Source organism: Paenilisteria riparia FSL S10-1204 (assembly GCF_000525995.1).
Classification (GTDB): Bacteria; Bacillota; Bacilli; order Lactobacillales; family Listeriaceae; genus Listeria_A; species Listeria_A riparia.
The window spans coordinates 221,090-245,373 of record NZ_AODL01000004.1; the positions used below are offsets into that span (position 1 = coordinate 221,090).

General features: G+C 39.9%; 26 protein-coding genes and 1 riboswitch. Of the genes, 10 read left to right on the top strand and 16 right to left on the bottom strand.

Annotation, left to right across the window (positions count from 1 at the left end):
• Positions 1-13: 13 nt before the first annotated feature.
• From PRIP_RS03095 to PRIP_RS03110, 4 genes are all read right to left on the bottom strand, one after another.
• Positions 14-1,282, bottom strand: a complete 1,269-nt coding sequence (locus PRIP_RS03095; RefSeq protein ID WP_149023743.1) for an alkaline phosphatase family protein — start codon at positions 1,280-1,282, stop codon at positions 14-16.
• A 65-nt stretch (positions 1,283-1,347) separates the two neighbouring features.
• Complete coding sequence (locus PRIP_RS03100) at positions 1,348-2,388, bottom strand: AI-2E family transporter (RefSeq protein WP_036099406.1); 1,041 nt, start codon at positions 2,386-2,388, stop codon at positions 1,348-1,350.
• 144 nt (positions 2,389-2,532) lie between these two features.
• Complete coding sequence (gene murB / locus PRIP_RS03105; protein ID WP_052008693.1) at positions 2,533-3,396, bottom strand: UDP-N-acetylmuramate dehydrogenase; 864 nt, start codon at positions 3,394-3,396, stop codon at positions 2,533-2,535.
• Between the two features lie 80 nt (positions 3,397-3,476).
• Complete coding sequence (locus PRIP_RS03110) at positions 3,477-4,316, bottom strand: hypothetical protein (protein ID WP_036099408.1); 840 nt, start codon at positions 4,314-4,316, stop codon at positions 3,477-3,479.
• Between the two features lie 341 nt (positions 4,317-4,657).
• Here PRIP_RS03110 and PRIP_RS03115 point away from each other — a divergent pair, with 341 nt between their 5' ends.
• Positions 4,658-4,945 carry a hypothetical protein gene (locus PRIP_RS03115; protein ID WP_036099410.1) on the top strand — a complete coding sequence of 96 codons (288 nt, stop codon included), beginning with the start codon at positions 4,658-4,660 and terminating at the stop codon, positions 4,943-4,945.
• A 15-nt stretch (positions 4,946-4,960) separates the two neighbouring features.
• Here the strand turns inward: PRIP_RS03115 and PRIP_RS03120 are convergent, their stop codons facing one another.
• The 6 genes from PRIP_RS03120 to thiT form a co-directional block, all read right to left on the bottom strand.
• Positions 4,961-5,467, bottom strand: coding sequence for a kinase (locus PRIP_RS03120; protein WP_036099412.1), 507 nt, complete (start codon positions 5,465-5,467; stop codon positions 4,961-4,963).
• A gap of 114 nt (positions 5,468-5,581) precedes the next feature.
• Positions 5,582-6,253: an ABC transporter permease gene (locus PRIP_RS03125; RefSeq protein ID WP_036099413.1), complete on the bottom strand. Its 672-nt coding sequence runs from the start codon at positions 6,251-6,253 to the stop codon at positions 5,582-5,584.
• 15 nt (positions 6,254-6,268) lie between these two features.
• Entirely contained in the window at positions 6,269-7,189 is a 921-nt protein-coding gene (locus tag PRIP_RS03130; protein WP_036099415.1) for an osmoprotectant ABC transporter substrate-binding protein, read from the bottom strand.
• 1 nt (position 7,190) lies between these two features.
• Positions 7,191-7,844, bottom strand: a complete 654-nt coding sequence (locus tag PRIP_RS03135) for an ABC transporter permease (protein ID WP_036085325.1) — start codon at positions 7,842-7,844, stop codon at positions 7,191-7,193.
• Between the two features lie 19 nt (positions 7,845-7,863).
• Positions 7,864-9,033, bottom strand: coding sequence for a betaine/proline/choline family ABC transporter ATP-binding protein (locus PRIP_RS03140; protein ID WP_036099417.1), 1,170 nt, complete (start codon positions 9,031-9,033; stop codon positions 7,864-7,866).
• Positions 9,034-9,909: 876 nt separating this feature from the next.
• Positions 9,910-10,470 (bottom strand): energy-coupled thiamine transporter ThiT, encoded by a 561-nt coding sequence (gene thiT, locus PRIP_RS03145; RefSeq protein ID WP_036099418.1) that lies wholly within the window; start codon positions 10,468-10,470, stop codon positions 9,910-9,912.
• Between the two features lie 83 nt (positions 10,471-10,553).
• Positions 10,554-10,656: riboswitch (TPP riboswitch) on the bottom strand.
• A 211-nt stretch (positions 10,657-10,867) separates the two neighbouring features.
• Between thiT and PRIP_RS03150 the strand changes: the two genes are divergently transcribed.
• On the top strand, positions 10,868-12,469 hold the full coding sequence (locus PRIP_RS03150; protein WP_036099420.1) for an ABC-F family ATP-binding cassette domain-containing protein: 1,602 nt from the start codon (positions 10,868-10,870) through the stop codon (positions 12,467-12,469).
• Between the two features lie 50 nt (positions 12,470-12,519).
• On the opposite strand, the gene PRIP_RS03155 is transcribed toward PRIP_RS03150, so the two are convergent.
• From PRIP_RS03155 to PRIP_RS03180, 6 genes are all read right to left on the bottom strand, one after another.
• Positions 12,520-13,032 (bottom strand): GNAT family N-acetyltransferase, encoded by a 513-nt coding sequence (locus tag PRIP_RS03155; RefSeq protein ID WP_036099421.1) that lies wholly within the window; start codon positions 13,030-13,032, stop codon positions 12,520-12,522.
• Between the two features lie 46 nt (positions 13,033-13,078).
• On the bottom strand, positions 13,079-13,729 hold the full coding sequence (locus tag PRIP_RS03160) for a DUF4352 domain-containing protein (RefSeq protein WP_036099422.1): 651 nt from the start codon (positions 13,727-13,729) through the stop codon (positions 13,079-13,081).
• Positions 13,730-13,852: 123 nt separating this feature from the next.
• Positions 13,853-15,523, bottom strand: coding sequence for a ribonuclease J (locus PRIP_RS03165; protein ID WP_036099423.1), 1,671 nt, complete (start codon positions 15,521-15,523; stop codon positions 13,853-13,855).
• A gap of 18 nt (positions 15,524-15,541) precedes the next feature.
• Positions 15,542-16,423: a 4-hydroxy-tetrahydrodipicolinate synthase gene (dapA, locus tag PRIP_RS03170; RefSeq protein WP_036099424.1), complete on the bottom strand. Its 882-nt coding sequence runs from the start codon at positions 16,421-16,423 to the stop codon at positions 15,542-15,544.
• 4 nt (positions 16,424-16,427) lie between these two features.
• Positions 16,428-17,651, bottom strand: coding sequence for an aspartate kinase (gene dapG, locus PRIP_RS03175; RefSeq protein WP_036099425.1), 1,224 nt, complete (start codon positions 17,649-17,651; stop codon positions 16,428-16,430).
• A 27-nt stretch (positions 17,652-17,678) separates the two neighbouring features.
• Positions 17,679-18,719 carry an aspartate-semialdehyde dehydrogenase gene (locus PRIP_RS03180; RefSeq protein ID WP_036099426.1) on the bottom strand — a complete coding sequence of 347 codons (1,041 nt, stop codon included), beginning with the start codon at positions 18,717-18,719 and terminating at the stop codon, positions 17,679-17,681.
• 254 nt (positions 18,720-18,973) lie between these two features.
• On the opposite strand from PRIP_RS03180, the gene PRIP_RS03185 reads away from it, so the two are divergent.
• The 8 genes from PRIP_RS03185 (at position 18,974) to PRIP_RS03215 (ending at position 24,233) form a co-directional block, all read left to right on the top strand.
• Positions 18,974-20,050 carry a peptidoglycan-binding protein gene (locus tag PRIP_RS03185; RefSeq protein WP_052008694.1) on the top strand — a complete coding sequence of 359 codons (1,077 nt, stop codon included), beginning with the start codon at positions 18,974-18,976 and terminating at the stop codon, positions 20,048-20,050.
• Entirely contained in the window at positions 20,001-20,933 is a 933-nt protein-coding gene (locus PRIP_RS16100) for a glycoside hydrolase domain-containing protein (protein ID WP_052008695.1), read from the top strand. The genes PRIP_RS03185 and PRIP_RS16100 overlap by 50 nt, the downstream gene beginning before the upstream one ends.
• Positions 20,863-21,198, top strand: coding sequence for a hypothetical protein (locus tag PRIP_RS03190; protein ID WP_338151582.1), 336 nt, complete (start codon positions 20,863-20,865; stop codon positions 21,196-21,198). Before PRIP_RS16100 ends, PRIP_RS03190 begins: the two co-directional genes overlap by 71 nt.
• A gap of 66 nt (positions 21,199-21,264) precedes the next feature.
• On the top strand, positions 21,265-21,744 hold the full coding sequence (locus PRIP_RS03195; RefSeq protein WP_036099428.1) for a hypothetical protein: 480 nt from the start codon (positions 21,265-21,267) through the stop codon (positions 21,742-21,744).
• Between the two features lie 66 nt (positions 21,745-21,810).
• Positions 21,811-22,242 carry a hypothetical protein gene (locus PRIP_RS03200; RefSeq protein ID WP_036099429.1) on the top strand — a complete coding sequence of 144 codons (432 nt, stop codon included), beginning with the start codon at positions 21,811-21,813 and terminating at the stop codon, positions 22,240-22,242.
• A gap of 30 nt (positions 22,243-22,272) precedes the next feature.
• Positions 22,273-22,761, top strand: a complete 489-nt coding sequence (locus PRIP_RS03205) for a hypothetical protein (protein ID WP_036099430.1) — start codon at positions 22,273-22,275, stop codon at positions 22,759-22,761.
• A gap of 451 nt (positions 22,762-23,212) precedes the next feature.
• Positions 23,213-23,599 (top strand): hypothetical protein, encoded by a 387-nt coding sequence (locus tag PRIP_RS03210; protein WP_036099431.1) that lies wholly within the window; start codon positions 23,213-23,215, stop codon positions 23,597-23,599.
• 238 nt (positions 23,600-23,837) lie between these two features.
• Positions 23,838-24,233 carry a hypothetical protein gene (locus PRIP_RS03215; RefSeq protein ID WP_036099432.1) on the top strand — a complete coding sequence of 132 codons (396 nt, stop codon included), beginning with the start codon at positions 23,838-23,840 and terminating at the stop codon, positions 24,231-24,233.
• The last annotated feature ends 51 nt before the right edge of the window (positions 24,234-24,284 follow it).

A 24,284-nucleotide genomic window follows, 5' to 3' on the forward strand; every position in this document is an offset into this window, starting at 1 on the left:
CGTCTCCCCTTTTTTATTTCAAGATGTCCTCAAGTACTTGCCCCTCTGTATCAAGTAAATCAATATTTAAAATTCGGGCAAAAGTTGGTGCTTCATCGATTAACCTTCCCGTCTCCATCGATACACCTTCTCGAATGCCTTTCCCAAAAGCAATAAGCGTCGTGGCATAGTCTGATTTCTGTGGCGAATAACCGTGTACCGCGCGATAATAATCAGGACTCCCGATAGCTTCTTTGCTAATCGTTTGTGCGAGCGAACCAACTGCTTGATCTTTAAAATAGTATCCTGCTTTTGCCTCCAACATAAAGGAACATGTTTGGTCTGCACCTAATTGCGAAGCCTCTTCTTGGCTGTATATCGTCTCGATACCTTCTATTCCTTTCAAAAGCTCGTGTACCTCTGATGCCAATCCTTGCTCCTTCATGTATATGTAACAAGAGCCGTCACAACTTTTAGCATATACGTGCCACGCCACGATTTGTGTTTCTTTCAAAGTTTGCCAACCTTTCTCAGCAAATAAGACATTTAATTGAAGCGCTGTGTGAACATCTAATTGATAATGATCACCTAATATAATGAATGTTGTTTCATCATAGGTACCATTCTGCTTTGTCGCTGCAATAATTCTAGCTAATCGTGCGTCGTGGCGCTTCAACGCTGCTTTTGCTTCATTCGACTGAACACCATAAGCATGCCGCATACTATCCATATCCACAAAATGCGCCAATGTCAGATTTGGCTTTTTACGAACAATGGTATCCTCTACTGCCGCAATCAAAAAATCATCGAGTTCTGGTTGGGCAATCCCACGCCGTAAATGGCCGAATTTCCGATTCATATCTATCAAAAATCCTGGAGAACTTCCCCACAAAGACACCATTATCTGATTCAACCAGAACCGATTTGGGAATATCTCTGCAATATTATAATCAATCGAACTTCGCGCCGCCACTGGCCAAAGAAATGCTGCCGTTTTTAATCCAGCCTTTTTAGCAATATCGTATAAAGTTGGAACTTTAATAGCATCGCGATACCAATACCAGTCCGGTGATTCCTTTTCGGGCTGTATCTTCGTATTGTTAACGATACCATGTGTTGCTGGATAATGCCCCGTCACAATCGTCGTATGCGCTGGATAAGTAAGCGAAGGATAAATCGACGTCACCCGCTTCACATGCGCCCCATTCTCTTTCAAAAAAGCAAGCGTTGGCAATTCACCTAAATCATCCAAGTCACTAGCGCCCAACGCGTCTAATGACACAACTACTAAATAATGTGTCACACTCATATCCCCTTTTGATTAAAAAAGCTGAGAAAATCGCATTATCAACTTTCTCAGCTTCCATATTATTTATCAAGCACCTTTTTATCTGGGTGCACCAGTACTTCGTCTTCATTAATTACGCCTAATACATCTAGCAAGAACATGAATACCGGAATACCAACAATCAGTCCCCAAATGCCAAAGAAATGTTCTGAGAAAATGAGGATAATGAACGTATAAAATACAGGTAAATCTGTTTTAGCTGACATTAATTTCGGATTCAGAATGTAAGACTCGATAGCATGAATCACAACGACGAGCGCCAGTATAATTAAGACATAGTTCACGCCACCAATCGTATAGGCAATAATCGTTAACGGCACCATTGAAATGATAACCCCTGCAACTGGAATCAAGCCTAGCAAGAACACCATAATGGCTAGTGAGAACAATTGTGGAAAGCCCATAATCCATAGGGCAATCGTTGTTAACACGCAGTTCACCAATGCAATCATAAATTGTGCTTCAATTACTTTCCCGAACGTTTCGTTGAATTTTCTACCGAAATAACTTAATTCTTCGTAAATAAAAGCAACCTTACTATGTCCGAATTTGCTAGTAAACAAGACTAGTCTTTCTTTTCCTAGTGAGAAAAACAAGCTTAGTATCAGAGCAATAAATATATTCATCGCTACAACGCCGATATTGGCTAAGTATGCAAATAAGAATTGCACGCCATCATTCACATATTTCGTCACTTCGAACTCTTTTAGCAAATTCATAATGTAATTGACGGTCTCATTATTCCCAGGCTTCGTGTAAAAACCATTAATCGAGCGAATCAACTGGTCTAATTGTTCAATTAGCATCGGAATATATTTCACGATAAGTAGCGTAATGCCCAACGCAATTAATGCGTACAAGACAATAACGATAATTTTCCGATAAATCGATATCCGCTTCAAAATAAAGTTCTCTAAGCGATTAATCAAAAACGAGAAAATAAATGTTAGCAAAATAATGTCGATCATACTCCGCAGTAAGTATAGTACAAAGGCAACTAGCACAAAGACCAGCACTCGCCGAAAACTACGATTGTAAAACAAATTAATAAAAGCCTCCAAAATCAATCCTCCTAGTTATGTATTAAATCTTCCTCTATTGTATCAAAAAAAGCTTCGTGTTGCACCGTTTAACCGGTACAAATAAAAGCACTTATGACTTCTTCAATCAGAAAGCCATAAGTGCTGATTTAGCCTTTTTTTATTTTACTTATCTTCACCAATAATTTTTACTTCTGTTTCTAGCAAGACCCCTGAATGTGCCAGGACTGTTTTTTGAACATGATCAATAAGATTCATATAATCGGTTGCCGTCGCATTGTCGATGTTTACAATAAAACCAGCGTGTTTTGTGGATACTTGTGCGCCGCCGATTTGATGCCCTTGAAGTCCTGCGTCTTGAATGAGTCTTCCCGCAAAATGGCCTGGTGGGCGTTTGAAAACACTGCCACATGATGGGTATTCCAATGGTTGCTTCTCTTCGCGTAATGTTGTTAGTTCTTCCATTTTAAGAGCGATCGTATGTGATTCTGCTAGCTGTAATTCGAATACAGCCTCTAATACGATATAGTTTTTATCGGCAATCGAGCTTTTGCGGTATTTGGCTTCTAGTTGGTCTTTTTGGAGCTGTTTGATTTCTCCGGATGGTGTGATGATGGTTGCCTCGATTAAGACGTCGGAAATTTCGCCACCATATGCGCCTGCATTCATGTATAATGCACCACCAACAGACCCTGGGATGCCACACGCAAATTCTAATCCGCTGAGTGATGATTCTAAGGCAAATCGGGATACATCAATAATTTTAGCTCCGCAACCAGCGACAATCTTCGTGCCTTCGCGTTTAATGGCATGCAGGGCGTCTAAATACATGACAATGCCACGAATGCCACCATCTTTAATAATTAAATTAGAGCCGTTTCCAAGTACCGTTAATGGTACGCCATGTTCTTGTGTAAAAGCGATTGTTCTAGCCGCTAAATCATGAGATGTAGGTATCACAAAAATATCAGCTGAGCCCCCTGTTTTTGTGAATGTATAGGGCGCCAAGTCTTCGTTTTTTTTTAACAATAAGTGTCGGTATTTCTTTCGTTAATCGTTCTTCTATTTCTGTTGTTTGCATACGTCTAAAAACCTTTCTTTCGCTTTGTTTAGCGTTGTTTATTTCGGATTAATGGTGCAATTTGCTCCATTGGTGATTCGTAATTTCGCAGATGGAGCTCATACGCTTTGCCAAATGCTTTTACTTGAGCTGGTATTTCTTGGTCTTTATTCAGTGCTAAACCAATTTCAAGCATCGGAATAAGTGAAATAATTTGCTCAAAAATGTGTCCAGCATGCGCATCACTTAGTACAAATGCTAATTTTGTCAGCGCTTTGCGATGTTCGGATGACAGCATTTTACCATGTAGTTGGGTCCATTTTAGCATTTTTCGGCGAGTATCACGTGTCCTCTCTAAATAAAGACTTTGCCCATAAGCCGCAATCGCATAAGCAAGGGATAAATCTTCCGCGTAGTGCCAATCTTCTTCGTATATTTCATGCTGTGATTCAATTTTTTCATTAAGTAGTGCGATGTCTTCTTGATAAATATCTAATTTGCGTTGTTGTTGCTTGTAAACTTCTAATGCCAAGTTCAGCTGGTCAATTTCTAGTTGCATCTTCTCACCGAACAAGCCTTTCTCATTTAAAATGCGCTGAACACCGTCGATTCTTTCCGCAGTAATACTATCTCTTTCTTTCACTAATTGCGTTCTTTTTTTCAAGTAATCAAAATAAAAGCTGTATTTCTGCACTTGTGCGATGACTTCTTCAGCAATTGCACGATTTACAGTGAGACCATTTTCATTTGTTACAATGACACCAGTAATTTTGCCAAGCATCGAATACACGATGACATTATAGCACTGGTTATCAATGCGAACTTTATATGGTAATGTATGATTATTTTCGAGCATTTTTTTATATTCTTTTGGATTTTTGTTTACCATCTATATCACCTTCATTCGGCATTTATATTCCTGTCTCCTATTATAAAGGAAAATAATCAAATTGTCAGGGGAAAGTTATTAAACGTCGCATTAGTTTACATAATAAAATTATTGTAATTAAAAAAAGACCAGCGAATAGCCATTGTTAGATAAATAAACTTACCCTTGAATATCTTTCAGCAAGACAAGTCTCTTGGTGACAAAACATGATAACCTTATCCTTGTTGCATTATGTTCTTTTTTATCACAGGAGTCTCCTCCCTGCCCTTAGCTAAAAAAGTTCACTTGCATAATTGCCTCTATATCAGCTATACTAAGTGACGTAAGGAGTTGGAAGTTACATGCCTAAAAATGAACGATGGAAAGCGTTAGTCGATGTTGCTATTTTATTTATTCTTTTTGGTTATCTTTGTTTATATGTGATATATAATTTTAGCTGGCCGGAAAGTTTACTATTTATTGTTGCTATATTAATGGGAAGTGCTGGCTTTCTTGGGTTTTATCTAAGTATTAAAGGTATGCAGATGAAGCGCAAGCCAATGTATCAGATTTTCTTATTAATGGCTTCAATTATTCCTGCCATTATTGGCGTAATTTATGTGATTGTTTACCTTATTGCGTTGTTTTAGTACCTTGCTGTTCCTTTATTGGAATGGTTTTTTTAGTTGTACTTGGAGAGTGTGGAGAATGTCTGTTTGTGTGTGTTGCTCAGTACAGATGATTTCGTTTGGAACACCCAGATAATCTTTTTCTAGCCACCAATCTTCCATTTTCTGAACGCCAAATTCATGTGCATTAGGTTTTGTTAAGTGACGTTTGACGGTTTCTTCGAATGGGATATCGAAATAGCAGACAATAGCTCGATTGTTGAAAAATGAGATTAATTCGTGAAGCATGGCTTGATAGATTTTATTTCCTAGGATACCTTCAATAATTACGTGTTTGCAGTTTTCTTTACCGTAAATTGCAATATTTTGAATGAGCTGGATGCTCGGATTGCCTTCTCGATCTTTAGTGTACATGATATCTCGACGGATAACATCTTGTGAAATGAGCATGGTGCCTGGGCCAAGTTCTTTTTGTAGCTGCTGGGCAATGGTTGTTTTGCCGCTTCCCGAGTTTCCTCGAATGATAATAAGTATAGCTTGCATTTTTCTCTCCTCCTTCTAAAAGCGAACCAATATTATTTTTAAACGGGAAATAGTATTTTATGTAGATTAAAAACGAACTATCAGCCATTAATATGGATAATAGTTCGTTTTTGTTTATAAGACCTCTGTCAGGCTTTTCTTTTTGTTTTTCACCGGGTTTAATGTTCGTTCGACCCAGCCTAGTAATACGTCGGCCATTACTGCCATTAACGCGGTCGGAATTGCTCCGGCTAGAATAATAGCTGTACCGTTTGTAGCGTTTGTTCCACGTACGATAATGTCTCCTAGGCCACCTGCTCCAACGAATGTTCCAATTGCTGCGACACCGATAGCAATAACGAGGGCATTTCGGATACCTGCCATGATAACGGATAATGCGAGCGGAATTTCAATCATGTGTAATACTTGCCATTTTGTCATTCCCATCGCTTTTCCTGATTCTAAGAGTGCGCCATCTACATTTTGGATACCAGTGTATGTGTTTTTTAAGATGGGCAAGATCGAATATAAGAACAACGATAGCACGACCGTATTGGTGCCGAGTCCCATCACAAGCATGAGCATTGCGAGTAATGCCAAAGCTGGAATGGTTTGAATAACGTTCGCAGTTTGAATGACCCAGCCCGCTAGCTTTTTCTTGCGAGCGATATAAATGCCTAGTGGAATCGCGACGATAGCCGCAAAGATGACGCCGTAAGCACTCATTAAGAAATGTCGCCAGAATTCTTCCATTACGTAGCTTCCATTTGTTTGATAGTAGTCTATGAGTTGCTTGAATGTTTCCATTTTGTCGACACCTCCTTATTTATCTTCAAAGTAATTATGTTTTTTTAGAAATTCTTCAGCGACGATGGATGGTTCCTTAAGTTCGCCATCTGCTTGGTAGTTTAGTTTCTGCATTTCTTCCGTAGAAATCGTACCGACTAGCTTATTAATGGTTGTTTTCAGTTCTGGATGCTCTTTTAAAATTTTGTCGGTGGCCATTGGCGATGCATCATATGGTGGGAAAAATTGCTTATCATCTTTTAAAACGACTAAGTTATATGTTGGAATCCGACCATCTGTGGAATAACCTAAGGCCACATCCATTTGGTCATTTTTTAAAGCGGTGTAAATCAAACCTATTTGCATCGGGAAAATCTTTTTGAAGGTGATGTCGTATTCCTCTGAAAACGCTTTGTATCCATCTCCAGCACGTTCCATCCATGAATTATCGACACCAGCAACTAACTCATTTTCTACCGCGCGCATGTCACTTATTGTTTTTAAATGATACTTCTTCGCTGTATCTTGACGTACCATAAAGGCATATGTGTTCGCAAAACCGTAAGAATCAAACCAATATTGATTAAACTTATCCTCAAATCCTTTTTTCACGGCTTCTAAAGCTTTTTCAGGGTCTTTAATTGGGTCTTCGCCAAGCGGTCCCACTAAATCTGTGCCAGTGTAGCGTGTGGCTGAGATATCAATATCGCCGTTTACCATAGCCTGATGCTGCACGACAGACGAACCGAGGTTGTTGACCATCTCTACTTTTAAGTCTGTATCGTGTTCAATCATTTGCCTTACGATGTTCCCGACAATTTGTGATTCGGTTGTGGACATCGTTCCTATTTTGATAGTGCCATCTGTACTTCCACCAAGTCCTGGTAAGGAACATGCAGATAAAAGAGAGATGCTAAGCAAGATGGCAGTGATTTTTGTTACAAGTTTGAATGTCATCTTACTGCCCCTCCTTTGCTGCGCGAATCGCTTTTGGTGTGATTTTAACTTCTAGCTTACCTAGGAAGAACTCTACTAATAACGCTAGAATAGTAACAGGAATCGCACCACCGAGAATTAAATCCGGACGGTATAAATTCAAACCATTAAAAATAAAGTCACCGAGTCCGCCAGCGCCGATATAAGAAGCAAGCGTTGCCCAAGCAATAATGTATACAGCAGACAAGCGAATACCTGCCATGATGACCGAAATTGAATTTGGTAGTTCGACATTTTTGACGAGTTGCCAAGAAGTCATGCCCATACCGCGCCCTGATTCAATTAAGTTTTTGTCCACACCACGCACACCGATGAAAGTGTTACGCATGATTGGTAGCACAGAATAGATGAACAGTGCTACAATCGCTGGTATTTTACCAACGCCCAGAATTGGAATGATGAAAGCCAATATCGCAAGTGAAGGTACGGTTTGCAAGACACTAACAATACCAATAACGAAATTTGCGATTTTTGGCGAGCGTGTCAGAAGAATTCCGACTGGCACAGCCACAACAATACCTAATATTACCGCCGAAAGCGAGATATACAGGTGTTCCCACGTTTTTACTAGCAGGTCATGGCCGTTGTCTTGAAAAAATTGCGTAATCGCGTCCATTTAAAATAACCTCCTAATTTTATTCGTGTACTTCCTCTTTTTGTTGTTCCGCAGTTGCTTCTGTCTCTTCTAAATCGCCCCAGATGGAATCATATACAATGTCAACCAAGCTGGCGCGAGTTACGATGCCAACAAGGCGCCTTTTCTCGTCGACCACTGGTACATATTTAAAGCCACGTTTTAAAATCCGTTGCATCGTATCACGCAACAACGCGTCTTTTCTTACATAAAAAACATTTTTATCTAAAATATCAACAACAGACGTCGCAGTCCGGCGATTATGCTCAATAGCCTCTACGTCAATGATACCTTTTAGCACATTCTGATCATCCGTCACAAGCAATGTATCCACACGACGATCCTTCATGAGTTGAATCGCAGCTTGCAATGATTTATCCGCCGTAATCGAAACGGGCGCCTTATTCATAATTTGTTCGACATTCGTCACATTTGGACGCGCTTCAATCAAGCGATCTTTCCCAATAAAGTCTTCTACAAATTTATCAGCTGGGTTACGCAAAATTTCATCAGGCGTATCAAATTGCACAATCTCACCACCGCGCATTATGACAATGCGGTCCGCAAGCTTTATCGCTTCGTCCATATCATGCGTTACGAAAATAATCGTTTTTCCAAGTTCGCGTTGCAAGTTCTTAAATTCCTCCTGCAAAGAATCACGCGTAATCGGATCGAGCGCACCAAAAGGCTCATCCATCAAAATCAAGTTCTGTTCAGCGGCCAGCGCACGAAGCACACCTATCCGTTGTTGCTGCCCACCACTTAATTCATACGGATAACGATCTAAGTATTCCTCTGGCAAATCTACCAGTTTAATCAGTTCTTTTGCACGTTCATTTTTCTTTTCTTCCGACCATTTTAAAAGTTTCGGAACGAGTACAATATTTTCGCGAATCGTCATATGTGGCATCAAACCAATTTGCTGAATGACATAGCCTATCGATCGACGCAGTTTTACCGGATCTTCCTTCATAATATCTTTGTCATTGATAAAAATCTGGCCTTCTGTAGGCTCAATCAAGCGATTTATCATCTTCATCGTTGTTGTCTTCCCGCAACCACTTGGTCCGATAAAACAAATAAATTCGCCACGATCAATATCCAAGTTCAGATCATTGACCGCCGTTTTACCTCCCTTGTAAATCTTTGAAACATGTTCAAATCTTAGCAATATAGACACCTCCGAGTTTAGTTAACAGCAATATGTATTTCCATTGAAATAACGAAAGATTTCAAATTCAACAGAAAAACTTATTAAAAAAAGAAATAAAAGTTGGGACATCAGAAGTTCTCAACTTTTCACAGGTGTATATTCGAAACCGACGTTATATTTGAGTCAAAAATCAAAAGTAATGATTCCATTTCGAATAACACAGTTCTCTCTGACAACTATTATAACGTAACAAAAATAAAAAAGCGAACAGGTGAGCCTCATAAGTACCTAAATGAGACATAAAAAAACTCCCCCAAATGCACTACCCATAGGCACTTAGGGAAGTTTCAAAATTTCTTTCTAAAACCGCATAATAAGGGGTTAAAAAAACGTAAATCACTGTTAAATATTAGGGTGTTTTTGCACGGAATTTCCAGACTTGTATGGTATAATAATGAGACCGTCTACCTCTAGAGACGAGTAATATTCTGGAGAAATCAGGAACTAATTACGCATCAGACAATAGCAAACCTATATTTAAAAGAAAAAACCTTTCCGTTTCTCCAAACCTCAGCGCGTCGACAAATGCCCGGTTTCTAGGCAAAAGCGAGTACCGAAGCGGAGCGTACTCGGGTACGTGAGCATCGGAACGGAGCTTTTAACGACGAAAATGGGCGTTTGTCGACGCGCTGATTGTGTGGGTTGTGTCCTTTCAATTTTCAATTACTGGTTAGAGAATCGGCGTAAGAAGACACGAAGTAGACGGTAAAGTCTAGCCAAAAGAAGCCCTTATCTCCCGCCAGAGATAAGGGCTTCACATTTGGTTAGTTATACACTTGTCTTTTCTCCACTTCATTATAACATGAGATAGGACGTTCGTAAACTCAAAATCACTTACTTAGGCAAAAATAATTTTGGTGAGATTCTCATTAAGATGGTAATAATAATTCCAGCTACAATAACCGTTGCCAAACAACTAATCCCGTTCATCACTGCCGAGAAAAACTGCGCTGACCAGCCCTTGAACGCATAGGCACCCCAGAACAATACGCCAGCCAAGTAGTGCCAGAAATAACGCGCTACGCCACCAATAACCATCGTTCCCCACGCCCAGCCAATTGCTTTTCCAAGTTGTTCTGCTTTTAAATAGTTACGCACTTGCATCGCAAAAACACCTGCAAAAGCGATAAACACAAAAGCTACAATATACTCGATAAATCCTTGCAACGGGCTCAAAATATAAGCTTTCCCAGTCACAAAATGAAGCAATCCCCATAACAATCCCGAGAAACCAGCAGCCCAAAATCCGCGCCTAATCGCAATGATATACATCGGAATCATCCCAAGCGAAATCGAAAAAGAAGATCCGATATCCAGTGGAATAAAACTAAGTACCATCGCAAGTGCCGCAAAAATAGCACATTCCAGCAAAGTCAACAATCGTGTATTACGCATAAAAAATACCCCCTTCTATAATTTGGTAGAAAAAACGTACCGCAGAAGAAAGGAGTCATATCATCTAACGTATGTATCAGATACCACTACATTCGCCACAATCCCTACGCTCGTATTAACGAACAGGTTCAAAGGGTCAGATTCCAAAAGAATCAATCTCAGCTAAAAGCCCCCCCTGTGGTAACGTCTATTAAAATTAACAGTCAAACTGCAGTGATATTTGTAATCCCACCGACAGAATCCGACTTTCTGCTTTTTATTATAACACCAAATTTCAGAAAGTCCAGTCCCCTGCTCTTTCTTTGTGCACCTAAACATGATAGAATAGAAGTAATTGCGTTTTTAGCATTCACTATGAAAATTTCAGCTGAAAATGCGTGAATTTGGGAGGACGAAAATGTTAACTGTAAATAATGTATCTTTACGTTTTGGCGATAAAAAATTGTTTGAAGATGTGTCGATTAAATTCACACCGGGTAATTGCTACGGCTTAATTGGTGCGAACGGTGCGGGGAAATCCACATTTTTAAAAGTATTATCGGGCGAACTTGACTCACAAAGTGGTAATGTCCACTTGCCAGCTGGCGAACGCTTAACGGTATTGCGCCAAGATCATTTCCAATACGATGAAGAAGTTGTTCTAAAAGTCGTGATTCGCGGACACGAACAATTGTTTAAAATCATGGAAGAAAAAGACGCGATTTATGCCAAAGAAGATTTCAGTGATGAAGATGGTATTCGCGCTGCTGAATTAGAAGGCGAATTTGCGGAGCTTGACGGTTGGGACGCAGAACCAGAAGCTGCCGTGTTACTTAACGGGCTTGGTATTACTACAGACTTGCACGGCAAACTGATGAAAGACCTTACTGGTAGTGAAAAAGTGAAAGTTTTGCTTGCGCAGGCATTGTTCGGCAAACCGGACGTTTTACTTCTTGATGAGCCTACCAACCACTTGGACATCAAAGCCATTCACTGGTTAGAAGAATTTTTAATTGACTTTGAGAATACGGTTATTGTGGTTTCGCATGATCGTCACTTCTTGAATAAAGTATGTACGCACATCGCTGACCTTGATTTCAGCAAAATCCAGTTATATGTCGGAAACTATGATTTCTGGTATGAATCAAGTCAACTGGCACAACAAATGATGGGCGATCGCAACAAGAAGAAAGAAGAAAAAATCAAAGAGCTAGAAGCCTTTATCGCGCGTTTCTCGGCTAATGCTTCGAAATCCAAACAAGCAACTAGTCGTAAGAAAATGCTCGATAAAATAACGTTGGAAGACATTCAACCATCTAGCCGCCGTTACCCGTTCGTGCAATTCAATCCTGATCGCGAAGTTGGTAATGATTTATTAACTGTCTCAAACCTATCTAAAACAATCGATGGCGTGAAAGTGCTTGATAATGTGAGTTTCATTTTGAACCGCACGGATAAAGTAGCACTCGTTGGTGATGACGAAGTTGCCAAAACCGTCTTCTTCCAAATCCTTGCTGGCGAAATCGAGCCTGACGAAGGCGAATTCAAATGGGGCGTAACAACAACGCAAAGCTACTTCCCGAAAGATAATTCTGCTTTCTTTGAAGAAAATGACTTGAATTTAGTAGAATGGTTGCGCCAATACTCACCACAAGATGACAGCGAAGCATTTTTACGTGGTTTCTTAGGTCGTATGTTATTTAGCGGCGACGAAGTTCTAAAAAAAGTTCGTGTCCTCTCCGGTGGTGAAAAAGTGCGTTGTATGCTATCAAAAAACATGCTTTCCGGTGCCAACGTATTATTGATGGACGAACCTACGAATCACTTAGACCTAGAGTCAATTACAGCACTAAATAACGGCATGATTCAGTTCAAAGGCGCGATGATTTTCGCATCCCACGATCACCAATTCCTACAAAGTGTGGCTACGCGTATCATCAATCTTTCGAAAGATCAATTCTACAATAAAGAAGTTTCATACGATGAATATCTTGCAGAAACATTGAACGTAGCAGAATAATCAAAAGCAGTAGATGTTCCTATCTAAAATAGGATTGTCTACTGCTTTTTTCATGTATTTCGACTCATTAAGATAGTGCTGAGATAGTTGCCCTCCGCGAGTCGCTTATCATTTTTCAAACATCCTTCTACTTCAAAACCAGCTTTCTGGTAAAGAAGAATCGCTTTTTGATTCGTTTCAAGGACACTTAATGTGATTTTGGTGATATCGTTTCCGTCTGCCCACTGAGTGGTATGTTGCAAAAGCTCTGAACCAATTCCAAAACCCCAATACGTTTTTAAAATTGCGATACCAAATGTCACTTTGTGTTTCGAGCGCTTCAACGTACTTCCCTCACACCTCGAAAAACCGACAAGCTTCCCTTCTGTTTCAGCAACAAGAAACAAATTGTGCGCAGCTTTCGAATCAGCCTCAATCAAATCACGAAAAGCTAGTTCATCCATAAAATCCTCCCCAGCTTCCCGATCAAGATTCTCCGTCTCCGCATCGATTTGTAGTCGAATCGCCGACAATGACTGCGCATCCCCCGCTCGTGCCAACCGAATTACATAATTCACTTGCAAAACCTCCCTTTTAGCAAAGAAAAACACTCCTCTTTAAGAGAAAGTGTTATTTCTTCAAATTGATACGTCCAGTGTCACTCTTGATTAGTTTATCTTTATTATAGGTAGACCAAGAAAATTGGAACCAAGAAATGTCTGATACTTTATCCAGTTTATCAAGTGGAAATACCACCGTGCCTTTAATTGTGGCGCCTGGCTTCATTTTGCCGTCTACTAGGTCTGAAAGAATGATGTCTGCGGCTAATTGCTGGCCATTTACCGTCGTAAGTTCGCCTTGTAGTGGATAGCTTAATAACTCATTTTTTGTGTTGTTTTTAATTTCGATTGCGATGGTTAGTGTTCCTGGCATGTCTTTGTCTTCCATCGTGGAATGAACGACTTTCTTCTCTACAGTAACTGTCGAAATTTTCTTATCCATGCCGTCTGCGTTGTTGTGCCAGTTGACATTGTAAGTCTCTTTTCCTTCTGATTTCGTCGTGCCATTCTTGCTATCAGAGGAATAAGACGCTACTTGCTGCTGCAACTTGTTATAATTGCTAATAGAAATAAATACGCCAATGAGTGACGCGATAATTAGAACGCTTGCGCTGCCTACGGTAATGACACCGATTTTTCGTTTCGATTGGGAAAATAACATGATCATTCCTACGATAAAAGCTAGGAAGGCAATGCCCATTAATGTAAACCAAATAGCCATATTTTAACTCCTCATACTTATAATAAATCTGTCTTTTTCTACTATATCATATTTGGTGCCACTTCGAAAGTCAAAAAAAAAACCACCTAAGCTTCAATGGTTTTGAGGCTTAGGCGGTGCTTACTAGACTTCCATAATAATTGGTAGAATCATCGGGCGGCGTTTTGTTTGTTCAAACAGGTAGCGATTTAGTTGATCGCGAATATCTTGTTTTAATTTCGCCCATTCGAATTCTTTATCTTGTAGGTTCTTTTCTACGATTTTCGTTACGACTTCGGAAGATTTCTCAATCAAATGTTCGGATTCGCGTACGTAGATGAAACCACGAGATATGATTTCTGGTCCTGAAATAATCGCTTTTGATTTACGGTTCAATGTTATAACTACGATGAAAATACCGTCTTCTGATAGTAATTTGCGATCGCGTAAAACAATGTTTCCAACGTCGCCAACACCTAGACCATCAATTAATGTATTCCCTGCAAAAACACGATTTCCTGCTGTCATCCGGCCATTTTTGTATTCGATAACTTCGCCTTTTCCAGCGACAAAAACATTGGATTTTGGCATTCCGATTTCATAGGCTAATTTGGCATGGGAAACTAACATCCGGTATTCACCGTGAACTGGGATGAAGTATTTCGGTTTCATTAAATTCAGCATTAATTTCAAGTCGTCTTGGCTACCGTGACCTGAGACGAATAAGTCGCGACTCATGGTTAGGACGGTTGCATCGGCTTTGTATAACATATCAATCGTTTTCGCCAAAATCGTTTCTGATGATGGGGATGGGGTCGATGTAATGTATACAGTGTCGCCTTTTTGAACGTTGATTTTCGGGTGTTTGCCTTGTGTCATCAGTTGTAGCGACTGAATTGGTTCACCGAGATTACCTGTTTCGATGATGACCATTTGGTCGTCATTTAGTTTCTTGATTTCTTTTAATGGTACGACTAAATCATCACTTTGTAAGTTGATTTTGTTTAGTTTTACCGAGATATCAAAAACGCGTTCTAGTTCTTTACCGACAATCGCGACTTTACGGTTTGTTGCGAATGATGCGTCAAGGACTTGTTGCAAACGAACAAGATTCGAGGCAACGCAAGCGACGATAATGCGACCAGATGCGGAACGGAAAGCGTGACGGATTTGTTCGTCGATTAAGCTATCGCTTGATGTTGTTCCAGCGTGCTCTGCTTCAGAACTGTCGGAAAGCAATGCAAGAACCCCTTTTTCGCCGATTTCAGCGATATGACCTAGGCTTGTTTCGTAACCTGGTTTTGCGGATTGATCGAACTTGAAGTCTCCTGTGTACACAATCGCGCCTTCGCTTGTATTTAGGACAATCCCGACAGAATCAGGAATTGTATGCGTCGTACGGAAAAACTCTGCGTCTACATTTTTTAACGAAAGCTTTGTTTTTTCATCGACAATGTGGAAATCGTTGAAACGAACTTTTTTGTGCTCTTTCAATACTGCTTTTGCCAAGGCAATTGTTAATTCGGTACCGTAAACAGGTGCTTTGATTTTAGCTAGTACGTAAGGTAAGGCTCCAATTGCATCTTCGTGACCATGTGTTAGAAAAATAGCCTCGATTCGTTCCTGATTGTCTTCTAAGTATTTGATGTCTGGAATAACGACGTCAATGCCCAGCAATTCGTCTTCTGGAAACATAAGACCTGTATCCATGACATAGATTGCGTCGTCTACTTCTGCTACATATAAATTTTTTCCACTCTCGTCAACACCGCCAAGTGGGATAATCTTGATTTGTTTTGCTTTTTTAATTGTCAAAGGTTATTCCTCCTTCCTTTATTTTAAATAATTGTGAAATGCTGTTTCGATGGTTGTAATTTCGCTATCTGTTAATGGCACTAGTGGTAGGCGTAAATGACCTACGTCGATGCCTGTTCTGTTTAACATATGTTTTACTGGCGCTGGGTTTGGTGCAATAAAAAGCGTGTTCATTAGTGGAACGAGTTTGCCGTGAATGGCTGCGGCTTGTTTCGTGTCGCCTTCATCAAAAGCGCGAAGCATCGTTTGCATTTCTGCCCCAATAATGTGACTTGCAACAGAGATAACACCATTCCCACCAAGTGAATAAATTGGTAAGGTAAAACTATCGTCTCCACTATAAACGGCGAAGTCATCTGCTGTTTCCGTGATAATTTTCGTGATATTGTCAAAGTTACCGCTGGATTCTTTCACACCGACAATGTTATCGATTTTCGCAAGCTCGATGATTGTTTCTGGTTCGATATTGACCACGGAACGACTTGGGATGTTATAAATAATCACCGGTAATGTCGTTGCTTCTGCGATAGCCGCGAAATGCGCATAAAGCCCAGCTTGATTTGGCTTATTGTAATACGGCGCCACAATTAGTACCGCATCAATGCCTTCGATTGCCTCGATTTCTTTTGTGAATGCGATGGTTTCTGCTGTATTGTTCGAACCTGTACCAGCAATAATTTTGGCGCGGCCTTGATTTGTTTCTACGACTTGTTTGAATAACTTGATTTTTTCATCGTGGGAAATCGTTGGTGATTCACCGGTTGTCCCTGCAACAACAAGACCATCTGAGCCGTTATCAATTAAGTGGTTCACCAAACGATGAATCCTTTTTTTACATACTTTATCTTTCTCGGAATTATATGGCGTAACCATTGCAGTAATGACTTTTCCAAAATCCATACGTTTATTCCTCCTCAAACTCATTTTCAATACAAAATTCATCATGAAGTGCGTTAACTGCTGCAATCAAGTCGGCTTCTTCGACTAAAATCCAAACGGTTGTGTGACTGTCTGCAGATTGCAAAATAGAGATGTTCTTCGCGGACAAGGCAGATACAATCTTGGCTGTAACGCCTGGTACGCCTGCAATTCCAGCACCGACAATAGAGACCTTCGCACAATTTTCCGTTGTTTCGGCGTGATACGATGCTTCTTTTAAAAGTGTCAACACATGCTCCCGCTTTCGTTCTGGGACGGTAAACACGATTTCGTTTGTGGAAATATTAATAAAATCTAAACTAATTCCTGCATCTGCCAAAATCGCAAACGCTTGTTGTTGCGTCTGAAGATCATTGGTTTGCACACGAAGCTGCGTCAAATTCGTCACATGCGCAATCCCCGTCACAAGACGTTCCTTCACATCAAAACGACCGCTGACTTCTGTTTGCGAAGTAACGAGCGTTCCTTCCCCTTCCAGATACGTCGAACGAATCCGAAGTGGAATCTTGGCTTGCATCGCAATCTCAACAGCACGCGGATGAATTACCTTCGCGCCTTGGTAAGCCATGTTGCTCACTTCATTATAACTCACCGTTGGCAATGACCGCGCGTGCTTCACGATACGCGGATCAGCCGTATACATGCCATCTACATCGGTAAAAATGTCCACACGTTCTGCGCCCAAAGCAACACCAAGCGCCGCCGCCGAAGTATCACTTCCACCACGACCTAACGTTGTAATATCGCCATTTGGTGCACAGCCTTGGAAACCAGCAACAACAACAATATCCACCGTTTCCAAAGTTTCATGTAAACGTGTCGTATCCACTTCTAAAATTTTGCCTGCCGTGTACTCTCCTGTTGTTCTAATTCCTGCTTGTGCGCCAGAGAACGCCGTTGCTTTAATGCCAGCTTCCAATAACATATTTGTGAAAACGGCTGTCGAAATCGTCTCACCAACCGAAAGCAACATGTCTTGCTCACGTAATGATAGCCGTGTTTCTTTCGCACCAATCAGTTCAAGCAATGTGTCCGTCGCATACGGATCACCTAGACGACCAATCGCTGAAACGACCACGACAACTTTATAGCCTTGATCAATGGAGTTTTGTAAATGATTAAATGCAAGCTGGCGGGATTCGGGACTTTGCACCGATGTCCCACCGAACTTTTGCACGATGATTTTCATTGTTACACCTCAATTATTTCGCGTTTTTCAGATGATTCCTTGTTCCACTAATGATTCAGCAATTTGGATAGAATTCCATGCCGCGCCTTTTAGCAAGTTGTCCGACACAATCCACATGTGGAAACCACGCGGGTTATCCAAATCACGGCGAATACGTCCAACAAATACTTCTTTCTTGCCTGCTGCATCGGCTGCGTGTGGGTATAATTGCGTCGCTGGATCGTCTTGTAACACAACGCCCGGCGCTTTTTCTAGCAATTCCTTTATTTGAGCTACTGTCACGTTATCTTGATCGACTTCGATGTAAACAGACTCAGAATGCCCTGAAACGACTGGAATCCGGACACACGTCGCAGCTACTTTCATCGCCTCGTCTTCCATGATTTTCTTCGTTTCATTGACCATCTTCATCTCTTCATATGTATAGTCATTGTCCGTGAAAACATCGATTTGTGGCAACGCATTAAACGCGATTTGGAAATGTCTCTTATCCCCTTTCACAGGCATCACTGCAGGCGCAAAATCTTCCCCACTCAAAATCGCTTGTGATTGCGTTTGTAGTTCATCAATCGCTTGAATTCCAGAACCAGACACCGCTTGATACGTAGAAACAATGATGCGATCCAAGCCAAAAGCCTCACGGATTGGTTGAAGCGCCGCTACCATTTGAATCGTCGAACAGTTCGGGTTCGCAATAATTCCTTTATGATCGCGTAACGCATGCGGATTCACCTCAGGAACAACAAGCGGAACTTCCGGGTCCATACGATAAGCACTCGTATTATCAATCATCACCGCACCATGCGCGACAGCATCTTTGGCAAACTGTTTAGAAATCGAACCACCCGCACTAAACAAAGCGATATCCACACCTTTAAAACTATCAGGCTTTGCTTCTTTGATGACAACTTCCTCACCGCGGAACGTCAATTTCTTACCAGCAGAACGCGCAGAAGATAACAAAGAAACTTCCTTAATTGGAAACGTCACATCTTCCAATAATTGAATCATTTGCGTCCCTACTGCACCAGTTGCACCAACAACGGCTACGTGATAACTTTTCGTCATTCTATTTCCCCCTTGGTTTTAGTTTGTCGAAAAAGAAAAGCCCAGACTTCTCTTTTTGACTTCGTTTTTTTACATTTAACTTATCATACCACAATATCCGCTGATTGTCGGGTTTTTGGGTATGAATTTGAGGAGAAAATGAAATTTTTTTCGTTCCGCGATCTCGAATTGCATTTTCTTTGCATTTTTTGCCCCGTTTTTCATTGTAAGATAGTTCTTGTAAGACAACATAAATAGAGAACGGAGAATGAAAAATGGATGAAATGGTAAGACAAGTACAAAGCTGGTTAAACAAAACCTACGACAAATACGTGGCAAAAGGAGATTTTCAAACGATTCCAGAAAACGGAAAAACGGGCTGGACGACAGTTTATGCATTGACACGCGCGCTTCAAATCGAACTTGGCATCTCGCCTACTGCAGATAACTTCGGTCCAACAACAGAAAAACTATTCAAACCACTAACAATCGGAGCAAGCGACGCCAAACCAACAAATATCAACTACATTTTGCAAGGCGCATTTTATTGCAAAGGCTACAGCCCTGGCGGCTTCACAGGCGTATTCGGCGGCCAAACACAGATTGCCGTGAAAATGTTTCAAAAAGACGCTGGACTTGCGACACAAGATGGCATTGTTTCAACGATTATTATGAAATCATTACTCGACATGAGCGCGTTCCAAACAGTGAGCGGCGGCACTTACGGTGTTCGAACAGTACAGCAAAATCTAAATCGTGATTACAGCGCGTGGATTGGCAAATTAGTTCCTTGCGATGGCCTTTACGGTCGCGATACAAACACATCGCTTATCTATGCTTTACAAAAAGAAGAAGGCATGGCACGCACGACGGCAAACGGAAATTTTGGACCAGGAACAACAACAAGTTTGACAAATCTAATCCCTACTTTTGCATCCAATAAAGCGCTAGTACTGCTTTTACAATATAGCCTTGCCTGCAATGGCCTGCCGATTAATCAGTTCAGCGGCGTGTATGATGCGGAAACAACCAATTTAGTGAAACGCTATCAAGAATTTATGAAAATGAGCATCACGACAGGCGCGATTACAATGGGAACCTTCAAAGCGCTTCTATCTAGTTCCGGTGATACAAATCGTAGCGCGACAGCTTGTGACACTTCGTATGTGCTTAACACAGATCAGATCGACACCTTATGGAATGCAGGCTATCGGTATGTCGGCCGCTATTTAACAGGAAATGTCATCCGCGGCGGCGTTCGAGTTCCCAAAGCAATGAACCAGACAGAAATAGCAGCTATCCATGAAAAAAGGCCTAAAAATCTTCCCTATCTATCAAGATGGCGGCTATGAAATCCCGTATTTCGAAGTCCCATTCCAAGGTATTAGCGACGGTTACAAAGCCATTGATGCCGCCTACAATCTCGGTTTCCCAGCAGGAACAACCATTTATTTCGCCGTGGACTTGGATGCTTACGACTATCAAATTACAGACCTGATTATCCCTTACTTCCAAAATCTACGCGCCGCATTCAAGCAAAATCAAACACTGCGTTCATACCAAATCGGTGTTTACGGTGCCCGCAATGTGTGTAGCCGTCTTCAAAACGCCGGCCTCGTCGATAACGTCTTCGTCGCTGATATGTCGACTGGATTCAGCGGTAATCTCGGCTTCCCGATGCCTGACGACTGGGCATTTGATCAATATTTTGAAATGTCGATTGGTACAGGAAACGGGAAGTTAGATATTGATAAAGTAACCTATTCTGGCGTAGATAAAGGCGTTTCCGTCGTGACCCCGCCACCAGTGAGCGACACACCGAATTCCGCAGCAATTAACCGTGCACGTTTGTTGAAAATCCGCGATGTATTGTATGGAAATTCAAGCTTAGCCGCGTTAGTGGATGATAAAGTGACATTTGAACTCGAATTGGAGAAAACCAATTCTCGTGTCATTTCTCCAAACCTTACAGTCATTTTTAAAGCTAGCGCGAAACTCACTGACCCAGCAGATGGTGGAACAACAGTATCCGTAAAAGACGGTAAAGTCAATGCTTCTTTTGAAAAAGAATTAGCAAATTGGACTGGCTCCTTATCCACAGAAGAAGCTGGAGATACAAAAAAAAATTATTGCAGATTTAGCCGCAAAAGTTGTTTTTGGAGATATTACAGTAAAATGGTCTCCCGCAAAAGATTTTATAACGGTATCAATTACAGCAAATGTTCCAGAAATTGAAGTGAAAGATAAGTACAAAACAAGTGCCTCAATGAGTATATCTCTTATCATTGATAATAAAAATAAAGACTTAGATTCACAGTGGGATGCTATTACAAGCGCGGTAACTGATGGAGCCTTAAAAACAGGTGGAATGGCTGTTTTCATGTTTGCGTTATACGGCGTTAGCGTATTTGGCGGTGGTTTGTTAGCGCCTATAGCACTTAGTCTCATAGCAATTGGACTACTCATCAAAGAATTTCTAGAAAAATCATCTACTAAATAATACTATTAAATCTGCATCCATTGTATAATGGGTGTAGATTTTTAATTTACATAAGGAGGTAGAACTTTGAAAACATCTAAACTTGAATTAACTAAATTCGCACAATTGATTACTTCTCTTGAAGCTGATACATCCGATACAGAAACACTGCTTTGTAATTTGAACCAATTAAGCACTGAAGAGTTAGAGAGTGTGCAATCTTATTTTTCAGGCAGTGGTATTCGAACTTTTTCAAAAAATTTTCTTCAAATTGCTATGGCTTCCTTTGTTTCTGGAATGAGTGTTTTCTTTTTCATAAAGTTTCAAGCAGAGTTTCTTGTTTTTCTTCTCGGAATGGTTTATTTGCTTGCGTGCATCTTAATTTTCTTCCGCTCCACCTTAAAGGCGCCGACTAAATCCTTTCTGGAAATTGCAATGAACAGAGCTAAATATGATCGGATTCTCAGCTTGATAGGCATTATTTTAGATGAACGCTATAGAAAAGATTTTCAAAGTGCATTAAAGAAAACTTCTACATATGAAGACGATACACCCACTGAGAATTAATCTAAACAACGTTTACTATCAACTAATTCTATATTTGATATAATTTTACAACTGGAGGTTTACAAATTGCGAATTTCACAAAAAAACTCAAATTCACTTTCTCAACTGATTTCAACTATTGCAGAAAAGGCTGATGATATCGAAATATTAAATGAAGCCTTGGACTCTTTATCAATTGAAGAACTCGAGCGAACTAAAGCTTATTTTTCTGGAACTGGTACACGAACTTCATTTTATCAACTTAGAAGTATAGTAATAGGATCATTTATAGCAGGAATGATGATTTTTCTTCTCAATATGTTTCAAGAATACTTCTTTGTAGCTGTTATTTCAGTAACCTTCCTTGCGGTTTGCGCTAGCCATTTATTCATAATAGCACTTACATTCCCTGTTATGCTTAACGTGCGTTTAGCTTATGCTCGTGGAAAGTATGACCGAATCGTCTCACTCATTGATATAATTTTGACTGAACGTTATACAGAAATACGAAGAAAATAAATTGTATTATACACCTAAGGAGGTACATAAATGAAAACACCTAAAACGGAATTAGATAACTTCACCAAGCTTTTAACCGGTTTAATCAAGCAATCAGATGACGTTGAAACTCTTTGTTATGCTTTAAATAGACTTACTTTAGAAGAATTAGAAAAAGTAAAAACTTATCTTTCTGGATCCGCCACAAGCGTTATATCAATTAGGCAAAGGGAAATTGTAATGGGAACATTTCTTTCTGGAATGCTAATTTTTCTTTTTAATATGTATCAGTCTAATTTAATTGTTTTCTTTTTCTGGATACTATTTTCTGTTACATGTGTTTTAGAATTTCTTCGTTTACTCCTTGCAAAAAAACCAATTCATAGGCATATATCGCTAGCATTTGATAGAACTAAATATGAACGCATCGTCTCTATTATTGATATTATATTAAACAAACGTTATGAGAATGAACTGCAAAAAACGATAGAAAAGTTTACCCTATCAGAAGACATGGAAACACTAAAAGATACTTTGTAGGAGGCATATTCACTAAAAATATCACGCTCAAATTCATCATTATCTATTCTTTTTTTGGCAGTTCAATCGTATACCTTCTCTGTATATACCAAGCAAATACCATGATAATTGCATTCACAATTGGTATTTTGTTAGGAATTCTGTTAGAAGGTCTCTTGATTATTGTAAAAGTCCCCTTTCTTTCCCATTCCATATTAACTTATCGCAGACGGAGATATGACCGAATTGTACAAGTAATCGAAGTCATTCTGAAAAAAAGGTATTTAAAAGAATTAAAAAGTGCAATCATTGATTTCTAAATCAAAAGCATTGTAAAACGCTATTATATCAGCGTCTCGCAATGCTTTTTTGCTGTCTGAAATAAAGATAAAGTTGGGCGATTTCAGACAGGTTTGAGTATGAAAATCGTTATATAATAGACCTATATTAAAGATGAATGGAGGTCCCTATTATGACAACAGCTACCAAAACCATGCCAAAAGAAATTTATCGTTATATCGAGCATGAGATTATTAATTATCCCCGAATGATAGACCGTATCAATGAGTTAACGCGAAAACAAGAGAAAAATCTGCACACCCCTTACAACACGCTTAATTTGGATACTAGAATTGAAAGGCTCACAACCGTTGTACAGTGTATCGAGAATGTCATCCGTAATCTTAACTCGCTGGGCGATCCCTACCACGAATTCATAGAACTACGATATTGGCGTACTAACTCAAACCAAACAATGGAGGGAATTGCGCAAAAGATTCACGTGAGTCGACGAACTGCATATAACATGCAAAATCGTATTGTTCAGATGGTGGCAAGTGAATTGGGTGAATGGCAGTGACTCAAAAAATTAATAAGTATAGTTCAGTAATTTTTAATCCAAACAATGAATAATATAATACTAAACATGTAAAATAGAAATATAATGCAATTTATCCTTGGGAAATAAATGAGACTTTTTCAGTTTTTATTTGAATATATTTCTATGAAAAGATATACTGAAAATAGTCCTATTTTCTATACACGTAATAATATTGTTAAAAGGGAATAGTTCAAAAAAATTGATGGGAGAGAATATTATGAGTCTAAGAAAGAGAGTTTTACCGTATTTGTTGATTACTACAATAGTCTTAGTGGGGATGTTTAGTTTTTCATCAACAAAAGCGTTTGCGATGGATTCCAAAGGGTCATCTCAGGTTGCTTTCCATACAGATGCAAATACTTATTCGAAATATGCAACAACAATTGATGTAATTGGAACCAATAATCATTCCGATGCAATTTCAATTGAATTGTATAAAAAAGGTGATTCGAAGTTTTACAAAAGAATTGACTACTATAAATCAGGTCCATATAGAGTATCCTTTTCTCTAAAGGGACTTAAAGCAGGGCAATACGATGTGTGGGTAAATGGTGGTTGGGCTGATAGATATTATCATGCTGAATTAAAACACTATATAACAGTACAGCGCTAAATCGAAGATATGAAAGCAAAGGTGTTAAATCGATTAAATTAACCGATTTAA

Excerpts from the sequence above, each read along its gene's own strand:
- PRIP_RS03110 (WP_036099408.1), bottom strand. The coding sequence starts at position 4,316 with ATGGTAAACAAAAATCCAAAAGAATATAAAAAAATGCTCGAAAATAAT.
- PRIP_RS03115 (WP_036099410.1), top strand. The coding sequence starts at position 4,658 with ATGCCTAAAAATGAACGATGGAAAGCGTTAGTCGATGTTGCTATTTTA.
- PRIP_RS03120 (WP_036099412.1), bottom strand. The coding sequence starts at position 5,467 with ATGCAAGCTATACTTATTATCATTCGAGGAAACTCGGGAAGCGGCAAA.
- PRIP_RS03125 (WP_036099413.1), bottom strand. The coding sequence starts at position 6,253 with ATGGAAACATTCAAGCAACTCATAGACTACTATCAAACAAATGGAAGC.
- PRIP_RS03130 (WP_036099415.1), bottom strand. The coding sequence starts at position 7,189 with ATGACATTCAAACTTGTAACAAAAATCACTGCCATCTTGCTTAGCATC.
- PRIP_RS03135 (WP_036085325.1), bottom strand. The coding sequence starts at position 7,844 with ATGGACGCGATTACGCAATTTTTTCAAGACAACGGCCATGACCTGCTA.
- thiT (WP_036099418.1), bottom strand. The coding sequence starts at position 10,470 with ATGCGTAATACACGATTGTTGACTTTGCTGGAATGTGCTATTTTTGCG.
- PRIP_RS03150 (WP_036099420.1), top strand. The coding sequence starts at position 10,868 with ATGTTAACTGTAAATAATGTATCTTTACGTTTTGGCGATAAAAAATTG.
- PRIP_RS03160 (WP_036099422.1), bottom strand. The coding sequence starts at position 13,729 with ATGGCTATTTGGTTTACATTAATGGGCATTGCCTTCCTAGCTTTTATC.
- dapA (WP_036099424.1), bottom strand. The coding sequence starts at position 16,423 with ATGGATTTTGGAAAAGTCATTACTGCAATGGTTACGCCATATAATTCC.
- dapG (WP_036099425.1), bottom strand. The coding sequence starts at position 17,651 with ATGAAAATCATCGTGCAAAAGTTCGGTGGGACATCGGTGCAAAGTCCC.
- PRIP_RS03180 (WP_036099426.1), bottom strand. The coding sequence starts at position 18,719 with ATGACGAAAAGTTATCACGTAGCCGTTGTTGGTGCAACTGGTGCAGTA.
- PRIP_RS03185 (WP_052008694.1), top strand. The coding sequence starts at position 18,974 with ATGGATGAAATGGTAAGACAAGTACAAAGCTGGTTAAACAAAACCTAC.
- PRIP_RS16100 (WP_052008695.1), top strand. The coding sequence starts at position 20,001 with ATGAAAAAAGGCCTAAAAATCTTCCCTATCTATCAAGATGGCGGCTAT.
- PRIP_RS03205 (WP_036099430.1), top strand. The coding sequence starts at position 22,273 with ATGAAAACACCTAAAACGGAATTAGATAACTTCACCAAGCTTTTAACC.
- PRIP_RS03210 (WP_036099431.1), top strand. The coding sequence starts at position 23,213 with ATGACAACAGCTACCAAAACCATGCCAAAAGAAATTTATCGTTATATC.
- PRIP_RS03215 (WP_036099432.1), top strand. The coding sequence starts at position 23,838 with ATGAGTCTAAGAAAGAGAGTTTTACCGTATTTGTTGATTACTACAATA.